The organism is Embleya australiensis, assembly GCF_051903075.1.
Classification (GTDB): Bacteria; Actinomycetota; Actinomycetes; order Streptomycetales; family Streptomycetaceae; genus Embleya.
Genome location: NZ_CP182423.1, coordinates 1,592,862 through 1,607,557 on the forward strand (window position 1 = coordinate 1,592,862; position 14,696 = coordinate 1,607,557).

Genomic DNA, 14,696 nt, shown 5'->3' on the forward strand with positions numbered 1-14,696 from the left:
CCGGCACCGGAAAGACCCGCATGCAGTCGGCCCGCTGCCCGGGCGGGACGATCAGGGACAGCGGGCCGCAGCAACTCCTAACCGATTGCTGCCACGCACTGATCGAATGCGGCAGCGCTGAACACAAGAACCGGTCCCCCCGGCATCTTCGAGTCACGAACGGCCACCGTCTCCAGCAGCGGAGCGACTTCCACGCATGCCTGGTTGCTTGCCGTGTAACTGCTGGTGCGCCAGGGCGCGTTCACCAACATCGACGCACCGGCCGTGACGTATGCCATGAGTCTTCCCTCTCCTGGTGTAGCCAACTAAGCCAGACTCCGGATCATTGCGTGACTTGCATCAGGATCCAACGCCGTATTTCCCAAGTCCAGGAAGAGCCTACGCAGGCGGCGAATCTCCAGCGGTGTCGTGATGACGGCCATGCTCAGGGCCGACTGCGTGAAGGCCATCTCCGGCTCACCGAACGGCATCTCGAAGAGCATGAACGCGCCCGTCTGAGCGCCATTCTCCCCCGCCCCGAAGGGGACGACACGCACTTCCACGTTCGACTGACGCTCCATCATATGCAAGAGATGGCGCGCTTGGGCTCGTTGCGCTTCCACACCACCGACCACAAAACGCAGAGCAGCCTCCGTGATAATGGCCTCCAGGGCAAGCGGACGTGCGGACGCGAACAGACGCTCCTGCCTCCGCATCCGAAGCTCCGTGTATGCATCGACTTGACCCCGTCCGAGATCCGCAGCGCCCGCCGCGTTCACTGCCGAGGCATATTGGGGAGTCTGTAGCAGAGCGGGGATCAGAACTGTCTGGTAGTCGAAACATCGCACCGCACTCGCTTCGACGTCCAACAGCCGTGCGTAAGGCGCGGGAACGCCGTAGGCAGCCCACCAAGGGGCCGCTGCCTCACGTGCCTGGACGAGTAGGCGCTCCAATTCGGCGAACTCCTCGCCGCTCAAGCGGTACGCCGCTGCCAGCGCCTCGATGTGTGCCTGCGTCGCGACGCGCTGCCCCGTTTCGATGCGACTGGCCTGTGCGGCCGAGCATCCCAGGATCTTTGCCGCCTCCGTCCCCTTGAGTCCGCGCCTGATCCGATGGCGCCGGAGGAGATTGCCAAGGGTTCGTCGGGCGTTGGATTCCGTGGCTGGATCCATCAAGTCCTCGCTTCCGAAAGCTCGTTCGTCACGGTGCGACACTCGCCGAGTGGCACAAGGCGGGTAATTCTTGGTAATCACCCGGTAAGAGCCGACATAGCTTGACCAGGCACCCAAGACGGAACGAATCTATCCATCGTGACGGAGAGCCGCGCTCCCTTCACTCAAAATCATCGAGCGCGAGGTGTCGAACCATCGCGGGCCGATCACCTCAAACGCCCTGAACACCCTTTGACAAGGGGAGTTTTAGCCATGTCGGATCCCATGACCGAAGCACCTCCGGAACCTCTACTCACCCTGCCGCTCTCGATCCACGCGCCCCGACAGGCCCGTCGGCACATAGCCACGGTTTGCCTCGTCACGGGATTGGATCCGGATGTCACCGACGTGGTCCTGCTCGTCGTGTCGGAGCTGGTGACCAACGTGCTCCGGCACGTCGGCCACGGGTCGGTGACCCTCGCCTGGGAGCTTCGCGCGGATCGGCTGATCATCGATGTCGGGGACGAAGCGCCCGACGAATTCCCGGAGTTGAGGACGGCCGAGGATGACGCGGAAGCCGGTCGGGGGTTGCGGCTGGTGCTGGCCTTCACCGATCAGTACGCGGTGATCCGGGTCGAAGGGAGCGCACCCCAACCGCCCCGGAAGATCACCCGCGTCGCCTTTCTCTGCCCCGCAGCGGGACACCGGAACGTCGATGCATCCATCACCGCGCAGACCACGCCATCGATCGACGTCTCGGACCATCGGAGGAGCACAGTTGTCGACGACCCGAATCCCGATCCCCCGGCCACGAGTGGGTGGTTCGCCGTTGCCGCCCCGCGCCCCGAGAATCTGGCCCCGGCACGGGTGTCCCGGACGGCTGTTCTCCGTACGGGAGTTGCGGGTGTCCTCGGGCCTCGACCTTGTCCGTGCATGCCTTTTGGCGTCCTTGCGGGCGGACCTTCGAGCGGGGGAGGTCGACTCGATTCCCGCCGACCGGCTCACCGCGCCCGGGCGAATGGTGGTGGCGCGTAACGCCATTCGGGGCGACGCCGCCGGGCGGCTCGCCCTCGTCGTTGGGCGCGCCGCGCCGGGGGCTGCGGTGCGAGGGGTCGGCGAGTGGGCGCCCGCCTGGCGGCGAATCGGGGCCTGGGTGTTGCCGATGAGCGCGCTTCCCCGGGAGGACGACATCGACCTCATGCTGCACGACCTCGCCCGACGACTTCGTCATGGCCTTCCGCATCCGGCCGGCCATCCATCGATCCTGCTCGTCGGGCAACCCCCGGACCGAGCGGACCACTTCCATCGCCCGCAGACCCATCTCGACCCAGGGGCCACCACGCATGTCCGGTACTGAACCGCGTTCGAGCGGTACCCATGTCCTCGCGCCCACCGAAGTGGTGGACCTCCTTGCGGCATTCGACGTCGTGCGCCGCTACGTCAAGGGCGTCAACCTCGCCGACCTGCGACTGACGTCCCGGGCGGCGGCGGACGGCCGATGCCGAGTCACGTGGAGTGTCCCGGGTGCGCCGATCACCCGGGACGTCGACGACCCCGACCACCGATCCGCCCACCTGATCGACGTACCGGCCTACCTGGGCAGGATCGACGCCGCCACACACATCTGGCCCGTCGCGGGGCATCGGAGCGGGTCGGGGCCGTTCGCCCCCGATCCCTTCGTCGACGAAATGCCCGCCGTCTTCGAGGAGTTCATCACGAAGGCGGGCCCGCTGTCACTCGGGCTCGTCGGTCCCGAGGGCGGGGTCACGGTGACCGATCGAGGGGTGTTCCACACCCTCCTCCCGAGGCAACCGATCGTCGCGAACCTCGGCTACAACCTCGGTACCTACCTGGCCTCCCTCGCCGACCCCGGCGAACCGGTCCCGTGGGAGTGGTGCGAAACGGCGATGGCCTGCTACCGGGCCACCCTCGTCTGCGCCTTCGCGACCCGCAGCGCGCACAATTGCCCGTGCGGACGCGACTTCGACGACCACGTCCCGCGCTGGGCCGACGTATACGCCTACGCCGCCCACGCCACCGGCCGCCCGGAACGGCTTCCCCTCACCGACGCGGCCACCGTCGGCCCGTAACGGAACGGAGCGGCGCCGAGCCCACCCCGGTCACGCCTGGTCGGCCGGGGTGGGCCGGCGCGTGCCGGTGACCTTCGAGGCGGGCAGGCGTCCGGCTTTGGACGTGCCCCGAAGGGTGGCGGCGTCGACCGTCACGTCGAACGCCAGGTTCAGCCGCATGGGCTTGGTGACGGCCTGCTTCCAGGTGAGCCGGTCGCCGTCGAGGGCGATGTCGCTCAGGGGCACTTCCTCGCCGGCCCCGTGCGCGACGCCGGTCAACCGGCCGGTGTGCTCTCGGAGTTCGATCACGGCGGCGATCTTGCCGATGGGAGTGGATATGGACAGATCCCAGGTGCCGTCTACGGACATGTCGATGTTCTTCTTCCTGGCTGTACGAGGGGGGTAGGGAGAGGAGAGGAGAGGAGAGGAGTGGGGCGACCCGCTGCGGTCGGGGTGCTCAGAAGGGGGCGGGCGCGGGGCCCTGGGCACGCCATACCGTGCCGCGCCGCTCGTGGGCGAACAGCTCTTCGACGGCATGTGCGATGCGCGGGCCGACCTCACGTTCCAGCAGGTACAGGCCCAGGTCGAGGCCCGAGGTGACGCCGGCGGCGGTGACCAGGTCGCCGTCGTCGACGATGCGGGCGCGGACCATGTGGGCGCCGGTGGCGTCCAGCAGGTCGAGGCCCATGTGGTGGGTGGTGGCGTGGCGTCCCTCCAACAGTCCCGCCATGGCGAGTACGAGGGAGCCGCCACAGACGGTGGCGACCGTGATGCCCGGGTCCTTCATGGCCCGTTCGAGGAGCGCGGGCAGCTCGGTGTTCAGCGTGCGGCCGAGCAACGCCGGGATCAGCTCGTCCTGTTGCCGTTCGCCGGTGCCGGCGTCGTCGTCCGGGACCTCGCCGGGTTCGCCCACCCGACCGGAGGCGCCGGGCAGGACGACCATGTCGGCGCGCTCCGGGTCGAGGGCGCCGACGGCCCGCAGCGCCAGTCCGCCGGTACCACCGACCACCTCACGAGCGCCCTCCGCCGAGACCAATTCGACGGTCACCGCACCGGCGGATGCGAGGCCGCCGGCGTACAACACCTCGTAGGGAGCGATGACGTCGAGCGGGTCGAACCCGTCGAACAGCACGATTTGAATGTGCACGGATGTTCCTTCGGGGTGGCGATTCGCATCGGACACCCCGAAGTCAACCGGTCGTCACTTCGATCGGGGAGTGGCACTGGCGACATCTTCCAACGGGAAAATGCCAGTTCTCTCCAGGCTGCTCGGACCTGCGCCGATGTACAACGAACGGCGGAGGCCGAAGGTCAGTTGCCCTCGCCGGGAGGCGTACCGCAGCTCGGGCCGCCCGGGCCGTCGAACTGCACCGAGCTGACGAAGTCGCGGTAGTCCGGGAAGAAGTTGCCCTTGCCGGTCGGCCCCGAAGAGGTGACGGCGGTGCAGCCGCTGTAGCCCGCGTCGGACCAGAGGTAGATGGTCGAGGCGGTCCGGTTCCAGTCCGACTCGGCGCGGTCGTTCATCCCCAGCGCCGCGAGATCCGGCGTGCTCCGTGTCAGCTTGATCATGTCGCCGGTGCCGTCGAGCCCCGAGAACATGCAGTAGTACCCGGCGGGACACCGGTCGTATCCGTCGGCCGCCCCGGCCGGGGACACCGACATCGCGCCCACTACCGCCACCACGCCCGCCAGTCCGGCAACAATCCGTTTGATGTGCGTCATGCCTGACTCAACGACCGCTCCCCCACCGGGTTCCGGCTTGATCGGGTGTGGGGTGTGTGCTCAGTTTTCTCGGGCCTTTGTCGCCGCCACCCGGGCCTCGATTTCCTCGCGGATCGGACGGTAGCGTTCCTCGGCCGCCCGCATGCGGGCCACGCAGCGCTCCCAGGCGCGGCGGGAACGGGCCCGGCGGTTGGGGAACCAGGAGTATCGCCACAGGCGCACCGTGGCGGTGTCCGCCATCAAGCGGGGCTTCGTCCGGATGCCGTGCTCCCACCGCACCTCGGACTGGGCGTCCATCAGTTCCCGCACGAAGTCCTGCGCGGCCCGCTCCCACCGGGCCGCCTCCTCCGGAGTGCCCTCCACCTCCGGGCGCTTCGGCGCGGGGATCGTGGTGATCTCGTAGCGCACGAACTCGAGGCCGTCGGGGACCTCCACCCACGACATCCTGTCCCACGGCTTCGGCACGAGCGTGAACGTCAGCGAACTCAGGATCACGGCCGATGCTCCTCACCGAACGAACGTTTGCGCCCAGCGTAGTCCCGGGGCCGCGGCCCTCGGCCGCGCACCTCACACGTGCAGGACGATGCCGCGCCGGGCGGCGAACTCGTCGAAGCGGTGCGGCGCGAGCGCCGCGGATACCGCCTCGGGGGTGTGTCCGGACGGGTTGTGGAAGGTGACCGCGTCGTCGCGCCGACCGGTGACCAGAACGAGGTGTCCGCCACGCCCCGGTGCCGGTCGCTCGGGGCGGCGAATCTCCCGGTGCACGGAGGCCATCACCAGGTGGCCCCGGTCGAGTTCGTCGGCGAGCCGGTCCGGCCCCAGCTCGGTGACCACCTCCGCCCGCAATCCGTGCGCCTCCCGCACGTACTCGACGAACGGCCGGTAGTAGAGGCCGTCGACCCCGCCGTCCTCCCGACGCACATACCCGCCGTGCGCCGCGCAGCCGACCATCAGCTCGTACAACGGAGGCGCGTGGCCGTCCCGCGCGAACAGCGCCATCCACAGACAGGCCATCCCGCACCACCGCCCGGCCCAGTAGCCGTACGCGGCCCGATCCGGCGCCCCGCTCACCGCCCAGGCGTCGTCGTCGCCCGGCGGATGGCCGGCGTAGACAATCGCGCCGATCAGGTCCGGGCTCGCGTACTGGGTGATCGCCGGTATCGGATGACGCGTGTTCGGATGACGCGTGTATCGATCGGACACGTGGACTCCTTCCGGCTACCGGGCGGCCTCCTCCAGGAGGATCCGGGCCAGTTCGTGCGGTTGGGAGTACATCGGCCAGTGGCCCGTGTTCATCTCGACCAGCCGCCACCGTTCGCTCGTCAGCAGCTTCGCCACCGCGTCACTCGGTTCCGGGCCGTCGAGGAGACACTTGAGGTAGGTCGTCGGGATGTCACCCAACGAACCGGCCAACTCGGCGCGTTCGGTCAGGGAGTCGCCGGGATGCGGCGTCGCGTCGGCCACGATCCGGGCGATCTGCTCGTCGGTGAGGCCCTGTCCCGCGAAGTCCGCCGCCGCCGGCGGGGCCCAGAAGCCGCCGTTGGCGACGATCGCGGCGGTGATCGCCCCCTCTCCGGCCCAGGATCCGGACGCGAACGACTCGCCGTGCACGGCCACGTTCGAGTCGACCAGGACCATCCTCCGCAGCCGGTCGCCGATCCGCTCGGCGGCCTGGCCCACCGGGATGCCCGAGTAGCTGTGTCCGACCAGGACCACATCGCGCAGGTCCCGATCCTCGACCTCGTCCACGATGTCCCGGACGTGCGTACGCTGCCCCGCCGGCACGCCCCGCTTCTCGGCGAGGCCGGAGAGCGACAGCGGATACGCCCCGTGTCCTGCGGCCCGCAGCTCCGGCACCACCTCGTCCCACGCGGGGGACCCCAACCACGCACCTGCGACCAGTACGAACTCCGTCATCGCAGCACGCTATCCGATCACTCCGACACCGCCCGCAACGACGTCACCCGCCGGTCGCGGTCCTGGGACCGGGCGGCGGGTGACGGGTGACGGGGCTTCGACGGACGGGCGTTCGACGGCGGACGCGCTCGGGCGCGCGACCGTCACAGCTGTACGTATGCCAGTTCGTAGGCGTCGGCCATCGCACGAACGCCCGCGTCGTTGAGGTGCAGGTGATCGCCGCTGTCGAGGTCGGCCCGGATGAAGTCCGGGGCGTCGGGGTCCTGGACCGCGGCGGCCACGTCGACGACCGCGTCGAAGACGTCCGAGGCGCGGATCCAGTCGTTCACCCGACGGCGTTCCGCCCGGCCTTGGACGCTGTCCACGCCGGGGTAGATGGTGCCGCCGTACGGGCCCATCGTGGCGGCGATCGAGGTCAGTCCGGCCGCGCGGGCCTGCGCCGCCAGCGCGATGAAGCCGTCGATCAGGTCCGCCGCGCCGGCCGGCGGCTTGCCGGACATGCCCGGCAAGCCCAGGTCGTTGAGGCCGAAGTGGAAGAGCACGTGGGTAACGCCCGGCACGGACAGCACGTCCCGCTCGAACCGCGCGAGCCCGTGCAGCCCGACCTCGTCGGTGAGCAGCCGGTTGCCGCCGAGCCCCTGGTTGACCACCCAGCCTCGGGCCAGTCGCCGGTTCAGCTGGTTCGGGAAGCGCAGGTTCGCCCCGACGGTGGTGCCACCGCCGCCGAACCAGGAGTCCCCGAACGCCACGGCGATCGCGGTGCCCTCGGGGGCCAGGACGTCGACCCCGGCCACGTAGTACCGCCCGTCGACCTCCTCCGCGTCGTCGAACGCGGCCCGCCCCACGGCGTTGCCGGCGACCAGGTAGGCGTTCTGGGAAGGGGTGTGCGCGTAGGTCGCCAGGCCGGTGTCCTCCGGGAAGTACAGGGTCAGCGCCAGGTCGGTGCCGGCGTCGGTGGCGAACTCGACCGGGTCGCTCCGGATCCGGGCGCCGACCGGGATGGTCGCCTCGGCCGCCCCGGCGAACCGCAGTACGGCCTCCCCGGCCGGATCCACGACGCCGCCCGCGCCGGCCGCGCCGACCCGCGCAGCGCCGATCACCAGGGGCTCCCGGCCGTATTCGTTGCTCAGCAACACCCGCAACGTGGTGCCGCCGCCGTCCATGTGCAGGATCTGCCGGAGTGTCTGGTCGCGAAAGGCGCGTGACGGCTGGATCTGGATGTCCTCGTACGCGCCGAGCACGGCGGAGCGGAAGCCGGCCACCCAGGTCGTGGCGGGGGCGGAAATGGTGGTGGGGGTGGTGGCGGTTGGGGTGGGGGTGGTGGCGGTCGTGTCGATGCTGATCATGATCGGTGAACTCCTCGATGGATGGGGGCGGTTGGCCGGCCGGTGGATGGGTGGTCGTGCGGTGGGCGGGCCCGATCAGGCCCGCGCGAACCGGCTCCCCCGCAGGACCGTCACGGCCACCGCGGCGACCGCGAACAGTGCCGCCGCGGCGTGGAAGGCGAAGACGTAGCCGTCGGTGGCGGCCTGCTCCGGGGACGGGCCGGTGCCTGTGTGTGCGTCGGCGAGCGAGGCGAACAGGGCCATGCCGATGGTCGGGCCCATCAGCATCGAGGTGTTGAAGGCGCCGCCGGCCAGTGCGGCGTCCCCGGCCGACACGCCCCGCGTCGCGCCGACCACCGCCGAGGCCGCGGTCAGGCCGATCCCGACGGGAAGGACGAGCATCCCGAGCAACGGCGCGCCGACGTAGGCGGATTCCGCGTCGATCCGGCCGAACAGCAGGAACGCGATCGCCATCGTGATCAGGCCGAGGGACGCGGTCCGCCGGGCGCCGAGCCGGGCCACGATCAACACGCCGGCGGCGCTGACCACGATCAGCGCGAGGGTGTACGGGACGAAGCCCAGCGCCGAGCGCAACGCGGACCAGCCGAGCACGCGCTGGAAGTACAGCGACATCAGGAACGCCGCCGACGATCCGGCGATCGGCGCGAGCATGCCGGTGGCCAGCGCGCCGACCCGACGCCCCGAGGCCAGGAAGCGCAGCGGCATCAGCGGCGCGGCGACCCGGTTCTCGGCCACGGCGAAGCCGAGCAGGAGCACGAGTCCGGCGCCGATCGGCAGGAGTACGGCGGCGGCGAGCCCGCCGTGGGTGCCGACGGCCACCAAGCCCAGGCTGAGCAACGCGACGCCGCCGGTGACGAGGGCCGCGCCGAGTACGTCCACCCGGCCGCGCGTCGGCGTCGGGCCCGCCGGCAGGTATCGCCCGGCCAGGGCCGCGACCACCAGGCCGATCAGGGCGAGGGCGACGAAGGACCAGCGCCACGAGGCCCAGGTGGCGGCGGCACCGGCGAGTTGCATGCCCAACGCGGCGCCGACGCCGGAGAGTCCGCCCCATGCGGCCATCGCGCGCCGTCGGGTGGCCTCGACCGGGAACACATCCCCGACGAGGGCCATCGCGGCGGGCGCGGCCACTGCGGCACCGGTGCCCTGGAGCAGCCGGACGGTGATCAGAAACCCCCCGCCGGGGACGAGCGCACCGGCCAGCGAGGCGGCGGCGAACAGGGCGATGCCGGCCCGGAAGGCGTTGCGGCGGCCGTATCGGTCGGCCATTCGGCCGCCGAGCAGGAGCAGGCCGCTGAAGGCGAGGGTGTAGGCGGCGCCGGTCCAGACCAGGCCGGAGGCGCCGAGGCCGAGGTCGGCGGCGATGTCGGGGCCGGCGGCCGAGGTGATGGTGACCGAGGTGTTGAGGACGGCCTGTACGGCGGCCAGCAGCGCGAAGGCGGCGCCGGTCCGGGTGGCCGCTGTGGTCGCCGGTGTGCCGATTGCCGTCGGGGGCGCGGCGATGCCGGGGGTGCCGGCGGGCGCGACCCTTGTCGCCGACGCCGCCTTCGGCCTCGTGGCCGTGTCGTGGTTCATCTGCCGACCCCTTTCAGGTGTCCGCCGTTCGATGAACCAAACCATACAGTGCAGTTCACATGAACTCAACAGTGCAGTTCAGTTGTACCGACCTGTACGGTTCAGAATTGATTAGACTGAGTAACGATCCGGCGTTCACGCACCGTGCCGAAGGCACGCGGCAACGCATGAACGCGACGACGAGCAGAGGAGCCGACCGTGCGGGCAGCCGAGCAGACCCCCAAGCGCATCCCCTCGGGTGACCGCGCGGCACGCAAGCGCGCGGCGATCCTGAAGGCGGCGACCGACGCCTTCCTGCGCGACGGCTACGGCGTGGGCATGGACACCATCGCCGCCGAGGCCGGCGTCGCGAAGGTGACCGTCTACAACCACTTCGGCAGCAAGGAGGCCCTGTTCATCGCGATCGTCGGCGACATGCTCGATCGGGCGCTGGTGGACTCCATGCACCTGATCGAGGAGCGCCTCGGCTCCTCCACCGACGTACGGGCCGACCTGATCGCCATCTGTGAGGCGTGGGTGGCCGGCCACGCCACCCCGGAGGTGCTCGCGCTGCACAACGTGGTGCTGGGCTCGATGCCCCGCCTGCCCGAACTGGGCCGTACCTGGCAGGAGTTGGGCCCGGACCGCTTCCACGTGGTGGTCCGCACCGCACTCACCCGGCTGGTCGAACGCGGCGAACTGGCCATCGACGACGTGCCCTTGGCCGCGATCCAGCTGTCCGGCCTGGTGCTGTTGCCGCACATCGCGTACGGCTCCACGGGCGCCGCGCCCGACGCGGACCTGACGGCCCGTCTGATCACCGGCGGCGTGGACATGTTCCTGGCCCGATACCGCCCCCAGGCCCGCCCGGACGCCGGCTGACCCCCGGTCGGCGGCACCCCCACACGCCACGCCCGGCTACGGCCCGCACAACGACACCGACTCCTGGGTCACCGTCTACCGGGGCGCCGACTGCACGGGCGCCGAGTGGCGCCTGAAGCCGCACGGCAAGCCCGCCCGTGACGACCCGAAGGTGCGCTCGGTGTTCTTCGACGTCGCCGGTTGACCCGACCCCGCGTTCCGGCGTCCCGGCGACGGTCTTCGTCACATCCGCCGTCCCGCATCGGTCAAGGTGGCAACGCCGGATGGGATCGACGAAGGGTGCGCAACGATGAGCGACGACGCGTGTCAGGGGCCGGAGAGCGGTCGGGACGAGTATGTACTGCGGCCGATCGGCCGGGTCGAGTCCCCGCTGCTGGATCGGGTGTCCGCGCCCAAGCAGGGGGACGAGGGTTCGCCGGAGGCCTGGCTCGTGTTCGAGCCGGACGTGGCCGACGGACTCCGGGACCTGGCGGTCGGCACGGACGTCCTGGTGCTGACCTGGCTCGACCGGGCGGACCGGGACGTGCTGTCCGTGCACCCGCGCGGCGACGCCCGCACGCGTGTGCGGGGCGTGTTCGACACCCGCTCGCCGGACCGGCCCAACCCGATCGGTCTGCACCGCGTACACATCACCACGATCGACGGCCTGCGGATGGGCGTCCGCGACCTCGAAGCACTCGACGGCACCCCGATCGTGGACGTCAAGCCGGTATTGGGGGCCATCGGCGAGCGCTGACCGCACCCCGGGCCGACGACGCTGCCGCCGCCGGCCCGGGAACTCGGCTCAACCTCGGCCTCAGCCGAGGAGCTTGACCGCCTGGTAGTAGGTCCAGGCCGTGCTGTTGCAGGTCGCCCGGGCCACCGCGCCGTACGGGGCGCAGACCCGCTTGAGGTCCTCGTACAGCGCGCTGTCCAGGCGGGGCTTGTTGGCGGCGAAGGTGCCCGCCGCCTTGTAGTTGCGGTAGCCGAAGTCGTGCCGGGCACAGGAGTTCTGGAACGGGAAGCCGAGCGGGTTGTCGGGCGAGCTGCTGCAGTAGTCGGTGGACCAGTCGAAGTTGTAGGCGGCCCAGTTGCCCTGGTTCTGCCGGGCGGACCACCAGGCGTTGTAACTGGCGGCGCTGGTCTGGGTCCAACTGGAGAGCACCTGCGGCTTGTCCGCCGGAGCGGCCTGGACCGGCGTGGCGACGCCGACTCCGACGCCGATCGTCATCGCGGTGGCGGCAAGTGCCATGGACAGTCGACGCATCGAATACCTCCAGGATGCCGACGCTCCCGGTGTGGAGTGCCGTGGGCAGGGGATGCAGGTGGTACGGCCGAGCTCCGAACTCCGAACTCCCCTCGACCGGTCGGCGACGCGAGACGCGATCCGTGGACGCGGGAACGGACGCCATCCCACCGGAGGACTGCGGTCGCCGTCCAGACTTCGGCGGACTTCGGATGACAATTCATCCTCCGGGCACACCCGGTTCGCCCGACGCCCTTGCGCACACCACACATGGCCACCGCGAGGTGCCGTCGTGGGCGCGATGCGGGCCGGTCTCCGGCGACGCTACGCGCGTCCGCCTCTGTCCCGCCGACGAGACGGCCCGCTGCGGCGGTTCGTCGGCGCGGGCCTCCCTGGCGGTCGGGAAGCGGATGGTGATGTCCGACCCGCCGCCGTCCCGGGCCGCGTGGTGAACGGGTCGGCGTGTTCGTCCCAGACCTTCGCCAACAGCGTCTCGGCGCTGACCACGTCCCCGGCGCCGGCGAGCGGCTGTTCGAGCGCGCCGAATTCCTTGGGCGTCAAGTGCGGCGCCTTGCCGCCGCGTTCGGCGCAGCGCCGGGAGCGTCATATGGGGTGAATTACCCCTTGATGAGGGTATTTTGCCCGTCTCCGGCAGTGTCGGCGGCACATCCGTGCTTGCGCAGTCCGGTGGCGATACAACCGGCCGACGGCTGCTCGTCCCCGACCGGAAGCACTCGCATCCGGGCAGCATCCCAGCCGATACATATGGCCCGCGTACTGGTGGGCCGCGATGCCGCTCGTGCTCGGCACCCCCCTCAGTGCGACGCCGTCCGAGCCCCGGCCCGTCGTGCGGGCGTCGACGGCGTCGGCGCGGCCTGCTCCCCGTCCCCGGCCGAGCCATAGGGCAGCAGGGCGTACACCATCCACCCACCGTCCGGATCCGGGCCGATGTCCAACCGCCCGTCGAGCATCGCGACCCGTTCGCGCATGCCGATCAGCCCGTGGCCCATTCCGTCGCCCGGTGCCTGTGCGCCGCGCCCGTCGTCGCCGATGCGCAACTCCAGTGCCTGCTCCAGATATCTGACCAGCACCTTCGCGGTGGCCTGCGGACCGGCGTGTTTGCGGGTGTTGGTCAGCGCCTCCTGGATGATGCGGTAGGCGGTCAGGGCGACGGTCCGGGACGGGTCGACCGGTACTCCCTCGACGGTCAGGTCCACCGACATCCCCGCGCGGCCGACCTGGGCGACAAGATCGTCCAGGTGGCCCAGGTTCGGCTGTGGGGTCATGCCCTCGGTCTCGTTCTCCGCGCGCAGGACGCCGAGCAGCCGGCGCATCTCCACCAGTGCCTCGCGGCCGGTCCTGGCGATGGTGTCCAGTGCCTCGCGGGCCTTGTCCGGGGCGGTGCCGATGGCCCGTCCGGCACCGTCGGCCTGGACCACGATCACCGACACGTTGTGTGCCACCACGTCGTGCAACTCGCGGGCGATCCTGGAGCGTTCGGCCGCCGCCGCGATCTGTGCCTGCTGGTCCCGTTCGAACTCCAGGCGCGCCGCGCGTTCCTCGAGTTCGGCGTAGTAGGCCCGCCGGGTACGCATCGAGTCGCCCAGGACCCACGCGATACCGAGGCTGGTCACCATGAAGCAGTAGCCGAACAGGCCGTCGCGCAAGCTGAGTTCGAGGTTGGTGCCCCATCGCGCGAAGTAGAGTCCCGGCCCGACGAACACGGCGACGAGCGCGATCCGCGCCCGCCGCCGGCTCCCCCACTTCGCCGTCGTGTACAACACCATCGGTACCGCGAAGCTCGCGGCGGAAATCGCCCCGGTGAAGAACAGTTGCCCCACACCGCCCAGCGCGACCACCAGGAAGGCGGTCCGGGGGTGGACCCGGCGCAGCACCGCGCCCAGGCAGAACACCGCGACGACGACCCACGTCCAGGTCCAGGCGTGACCGGTCGGCGCGTCGTCGGCGTTCTGCTGACTGGCACTCAGCAGCGGCAGCGGCAGCATGTACAGCACATCCACCACGAGCGGATGCACGCGCAGCCAGGCGTAGATTTTTTGCACACCCGGACGTTACGGTCGCCGCGCCCGCACCGGCGTCATCCGGTGCGGCGAGCGGTCCCCTACTCCGGAGGTCGCACATGTAGGGGTCGTCTCTCCTCCGGCCGGCTCCGGGGCCGGTGCGGAAGTTCATCCGGATTGCGTTGACCCCCGAGCACTCCTCATGCAAGCTCGGCGCGGGGGATCTTCGCGAGGAGGCAGGGTGGGGTACTGCGGGAGTTGCGGCGGCAATGGCTGGATGCCGATGGAGACGATGTGCTCCGGGTGCGGCGGATCCGGCCAAAACACGCTGGTGCAGGACGGGATGGGCTGTGGGGGTTGTGGTGGCAGCGGCCGCAACACGCAGATGCAGCCGTGCCCGAACTGCAACGGCACCGGGGGACACGGCGGCGGAGGAGGTGGCGGAGGCCCCGCTTACACCCCTCCGCGCGGGCCGATCTCGGCTGCCGCGCGGGTCAAGATCTTCATGTACAACCTGATCCTCATCGGCGGGCTCGGCGGATACGTCTACTACACGACACGGTAGCCCCGAGCACACCGATCTCCGGGCCGACCGGATCACCCCGGCCCGCCTGCACGCCGCCGACCCGCTCGACCCGATCACGGCGGATCGGTTGGCCGCGCACCCCGTGTGCCCGACCGGCGCCCCCGACGTCGCGCCGCTGCTCGCGGGCACACTCCGCAAAGTGGTCGACGCGGTCGTCGCCGGGCTGCGGGTCGGCGTGCTCACCCCCGGGCGGGTCGTATACCCGAACCGGTAACGCCCCGCTCCTCCTCGCGGCCCCGGCCGACCC

Annotated in this window: 20 protein-coding genes; 7 read left to right on the forward strand and 13 right to left on the reverse strand. The window is 70.5% G+C overall.

Annotation, left to right across the window (positions count from 1 at the left end):
- Positions 1 to 77 precede the first annotated feature (77 nt).
- Both ACMXN5_RS37220 and ACMXN5_RS37225 read right to left on the reverse strand, forming a co-directional pair.
- On the reverse strand, positions 78 to 278 hold the full coding sequence (locus ACMXN5_RS37220; RefSeq protein WP_439679313.1) for a DUF397 domain-containing protein: 201 nt from the start codon (positions 276 to 278) through the stop codon (positions 78 to 80).
- 27 nt (positions 279 to 305) lie between these two features.
- On the reverse strand, positions 306 to 1,151 hold the full coding sequence (locus tag ACMXN5_RS37225) for a helix-turn-helix domain-containing protein (protein ID WP_439679314.1): 846 nt from the start codon (positions 1,149 to 1,151) through the stop codon (positions 306 to 308).
- A gap of 264 nt (positions 1,152 to 1,415) precedes the next feature.
- Between ACMXN5_RS37225 and ACMXN5_RS37230 the strand changes: the two genes are divergently transcribed.
- From ACMXN5_RS37230 to ACMXN5_RS37240, 3 genes are all read left to right on the forward strand, one after another.
- On the forward strand, positions 1,416 to 2,165 hold the full coding sequence (locus ACMXN5_RS37230) for an ATP-binding protein (protein ID WP_439681357.1): 750 nt from the start codon (positions 1,416 to 1,418) through the stop codon (positions 2,163 to 2,165).
- Between the two features lie 127 nt (positions 2,166 to 2,292).
- Entirely contained in the window at positions 2,293 to 2,487 is a 195-nt protein-coding gene (locus tag ACMXN5_RS37235) for a hypothetical protein (RefSeq protein WP_439679315.1), read from the forward strand.
- Positions 2,474 to 3,220, forward strand: a complete 747-nt coding sequence (locus ACMXN5_RS37240; RefSeq protein WP_439679316.1) for a hypothetical protein — start codon at positions 2,474 to 2,476, stop codon at positions 3,218 to 3,220. Before ACMXN5_RS37235 ends, ACMXN5_RS37240 begins: the two co-directional genes overlap by 14 nt.
- 30 nt (positions 3,221 to 3,250) lie before the next feature.
- Here ACMXN5_RS37240 and ACMXN5_RS37245 read toward each other — a convergent pair whose 3' ends face one another.
- From ACMXN5_RS37245 to ACMXN5_RS37280, 8 genes are all read right to left on the reverse strand, one after another.
- Positions 3,251 to 3,568 (reverse strand): hypothetical protein, encoded by a 318-nt coding sequence (locus ACMXN5_RS37245; RefSeq protein WP_439679317.1) that lies wholly within the window; start codon positions 3,566 to 3,568, stop codon positions 3,251 to 3,253.
- Between the two features lie 88 nt (positions 3,569 to 3,656).
- Complete coding sequence (locus ACMXN5_RS37250) at positions 3,657 to 4,346, reverse strand: DJ-1/PfpI family protein (RefSeq protein WP_439679318.1); 690 nt, start codon at positions 4,344 to 4,346, stop codon at positions 3,657 to 3,659.
- Positions 4,347 to 4,510: 164 nt separating this feature from the next.
- Entirely contained in the window at positions 4,511 to 4,921 is a 411-nt protein-coding gene (locus tag ACMXN5_RS37255) for a peptidase inhibitor family I36 protein (protein ID WP_439679319.1), read from the reverse strand.
- A gap of 60 nt (positions 4,922 to 4,981) precedes the next feature.
- Positions 4,982 to 5,416 (reverse strand): hypothetical protein, encoded by a 435-nt coding sequence (locus tag ACMXN5_RS37260; RefSeq protein WP_439679320.1) that lies wholly within the window; start codon positions 5,414 to 5,416, stop codon positions 4,982 to 4,984.
- 72 nt (positions 5,417 to 5,488) lie between these two features.
- Positions 5,489 to 6,124, reverse strand: coding sequence for a C39 family peptidase (locus tag ACMXN5_RS37265; RefSeq protein WP_439679321.1), 636 nt, complete (start codon positions 6,122 to 6,124; stop codon positions 5,489 to 5,491).
- A 15-nt stretch (positions 6,125 to 6,139) separates the two neighbouring features.
- The gene (locus ACMXN5_RS37270; RefSeq protein WP_439679322.1) at positions 6,140 to 6,838 is read right to left on the reverse strand and encodes an alpha/beta fold hydrolase; all 699 of its coding nucleotides are present in this window, start codon (positions 6,836 to 6,838) and stop codon (positions 6,140 to 6,142) included.
- Positions 6,839 to 6,981: 143 nt separating this feature from the next.
- Entirely contained in the window at positions 6,982 to 8,184 is a 1,203-nt protein-coding gene (locus ACMXN5_RS37275) for a GDSL-type esterase/lipase family protein (protein WP_439679323.1), read from the reverse strand.
- 75 nt (positions 8,185 to 8,259) lie between these two features.
- Positions 8,260 to 9,756, reverse strand: a complete 1,497-nt coding sequence (locus ACMXN5_RS37280; RefSeq protein WP_439679324.1) for an MFS transporter — start codon at positions 9,754 to 9,756, stop codon at positions 8,260 to 8,262.
- Between the two features lie 198 nt (positions 9,757 to 9,954).
- Here ACMXN5_RS37280 and ACMXN5_RS37285 point away from each other — a divergent pair, with 198 nt between their 5' ends.
- Both ACMXN5_RS37285 and tsaA read left to right on the forward strand, forming a co-directional pair.
- Positions 9,955 to 10,617, forward strand: coding sequence for a TetR/AcrR family transcriptional regulator (locus ACMXN5_RS37285; protein ID WP_439679325.1), 663 nt, complete (start codon positions 9,955 to 9,957; stop codon positions 10,615 to 10,617).
- 289 nt (positions 10,618 to 10,906) lie between these two features.
- Positions 10,907 to 11,353 (forward strand): tRNA (N6-threonylcarbamoyladenosine(37)-N6)-methyltransferase TrmO, encoded by a 447-nt coding sequence (gene tsaA / locus ACMXN5_RS37290; RefSeq protein WP_439679326.1) that lies wholly within the window; start codon positions 10,907 to 10,909, stop codon positions 11,351 to 11,353.
- Positions 11,354 to 11,413: 60 nt separating this feature from the next.
- Here tsaA and ACMXN5_RS37295 read toward each other — a convergent pair whose 3' ends face one another.
- The 3 genes from ACMXN5_RS37295 to ACMXN5_RS37305 form a co-directional block, all read right to left on the reverse strand.
- Complete coding sequence (locus tag ACMXN5_RS37295; RefSeq protein ID WP_380009801.1) at positions 11,414 to 11,863, reverse strand: phospholipase; 450 nt, start codon at positions 11,861 to 11,863, stop codon at positions 11,414 to 11,416.
- Positions 11,864 to 12,166: 303 nt separating this feature from the next.
- Positions 12,167 to 12,403, reverse strand: a complete 237-nt coding sequence (locus tag ACMXN5_RS37300) for a hypothetical protein (protein WP_439679327.1) — start codon at positions 12,401 to 12,403, stop codon at positions 12,167 to 12,169.
- A 254-nt stretch (positions 12,404 to 12,657) separates the two neighbouring features.
- The gene (locus tag ACMXN5_RS37305) at positions 12,658 to 13,905 is read right to left on the reverse strand and encodes a sensor histidine kinase (RefSeq protein WP_439679328.1); all 1,248 of its coding nucleotides are present in this window, start codon (positions 13,903 to 13,905) and stop codon (positions 12,658 to 12,660) included.
- Positions 13,906 to 14,140: 235 nt separating this feature from the next.
- Between ACMXN5_RS37305 and ACMXN5_RS37310 the strand changes: the two genes are divergently transcribed.
- Positions 14,141 to 14,428 carry a hypothetical protein gene (locus ACMXN5_RS37310; RefSeq protein WP_439679329.1) on the forward strand — a complete coding sequence of 96 codons (288 nt, stop codon included), beginning with the start codon at positions 14,141 to 14,143 and terminating at the stop codon, positions 14,426 to 14,428.
- An 88-nt stretch (positions 14,429 to 14,516) separates the two neighbouring features.
- A complete protein-coding gene (locus ACMXN5_RS37315; RefSeq protein WP_439679330.1) occupies positions 14,517 to 14,663 on the forward strand; it encodes a hypothetical protein in 147 nt (48 codons plus the stop codon).
- Positions 14,664 to 14,696 lie beyond the last annotated feature (33 nt).

Coding starts and splice junctions, on each gene's coding strand:
- ACMXN5_RS37255 (WP_439679319.1), bottom strand. CDS start 4,921: ATGACGCACATCAAACGGATTGTTGCCGGACTGGCGGGCGTGGTGGCG.
- ACMXN5_RS37310 (WP_439679329.1), top strand. CDS start 14,141: ATGCCGATGGAGACGATGTGCTCCGGGTGCGGCGGATCCGGCCAAAAC.
- ACMXN5_RS37240 (WP_439679316.1), top strand. CDS start 2,474: ATGTCCGGTACTGAACCGCGTTCGAGCGGTACCCATGTCCTCGCGCCC.
- ACMXN5_RS37295 (WP_380009801.1), bottom strand. CDS start 11,863: ATGCGTCGACTGTCCATGGCACTTGCCGCCACCGCGATGACGATCGGC.
- ACMXN5_RS37275 (WP_439679323.1), bottom strand. CDS start 8,184: ATGATCAGCATCGACACGACCGCCACCACCCCCACCCCAACCGCCACC.
- tsaA (WP_439679326.1), top strand. CDS start 10,907: ATGAGCGACGACGCGTGTCAGGGGCCGGAGAGCGGTCGGGACGAGTAT.
- ACMXN5_RS37230 (WP_439681357.1), top strand. CDS start 1,416: ATGACCGAAGCACCTCCGGAACCTCTACTCACCCTGCCGCTCTCGATC.
- ACMXN5_RS37245 (WP_439679317.1), bottom strand. CDS start 3,568: ATGTCCGTAGACGGCACCTGGGATCTGTCCATATCCACTCCCATCGGC.
- ACMXN5_RS37220 (WP_439679313.1), bottom strand. CDS start 278: ATGGCATACGTCACGGCCGGTGCGTCGATGTTGGTGAACGCGCCCTGG.
- ACMXN5_RS37235 (WP_439679315.1), top strand. CDS start 2,293: ATGAGCGCGCTTCCCCGGGAGGACGACATCGACCTCATGCTGCACGAC.
- ACMXN5_RS37270 (WP_439679322.1), bottom strand. CDS start 6,838: ATGACGGAGTTCGTACTGGTCGCAGGTGCGTGGTTGGGGTCCCCCGCG.
- ACMXN5_RS37280 (WP_439679324.1), bottom strand. CDS start 9,756: ATGAACCACGACACGGCCACGAGGCCGAAGGCGGCGTCGGCGACAAGG.
- ACMXN5_RS37225 (WP_439679314.1), bottom strand. CDS start 1,151: ATGGATCCAGCCACGGAATCCAACGCCCGACGAACCCTTGGCAATCTC.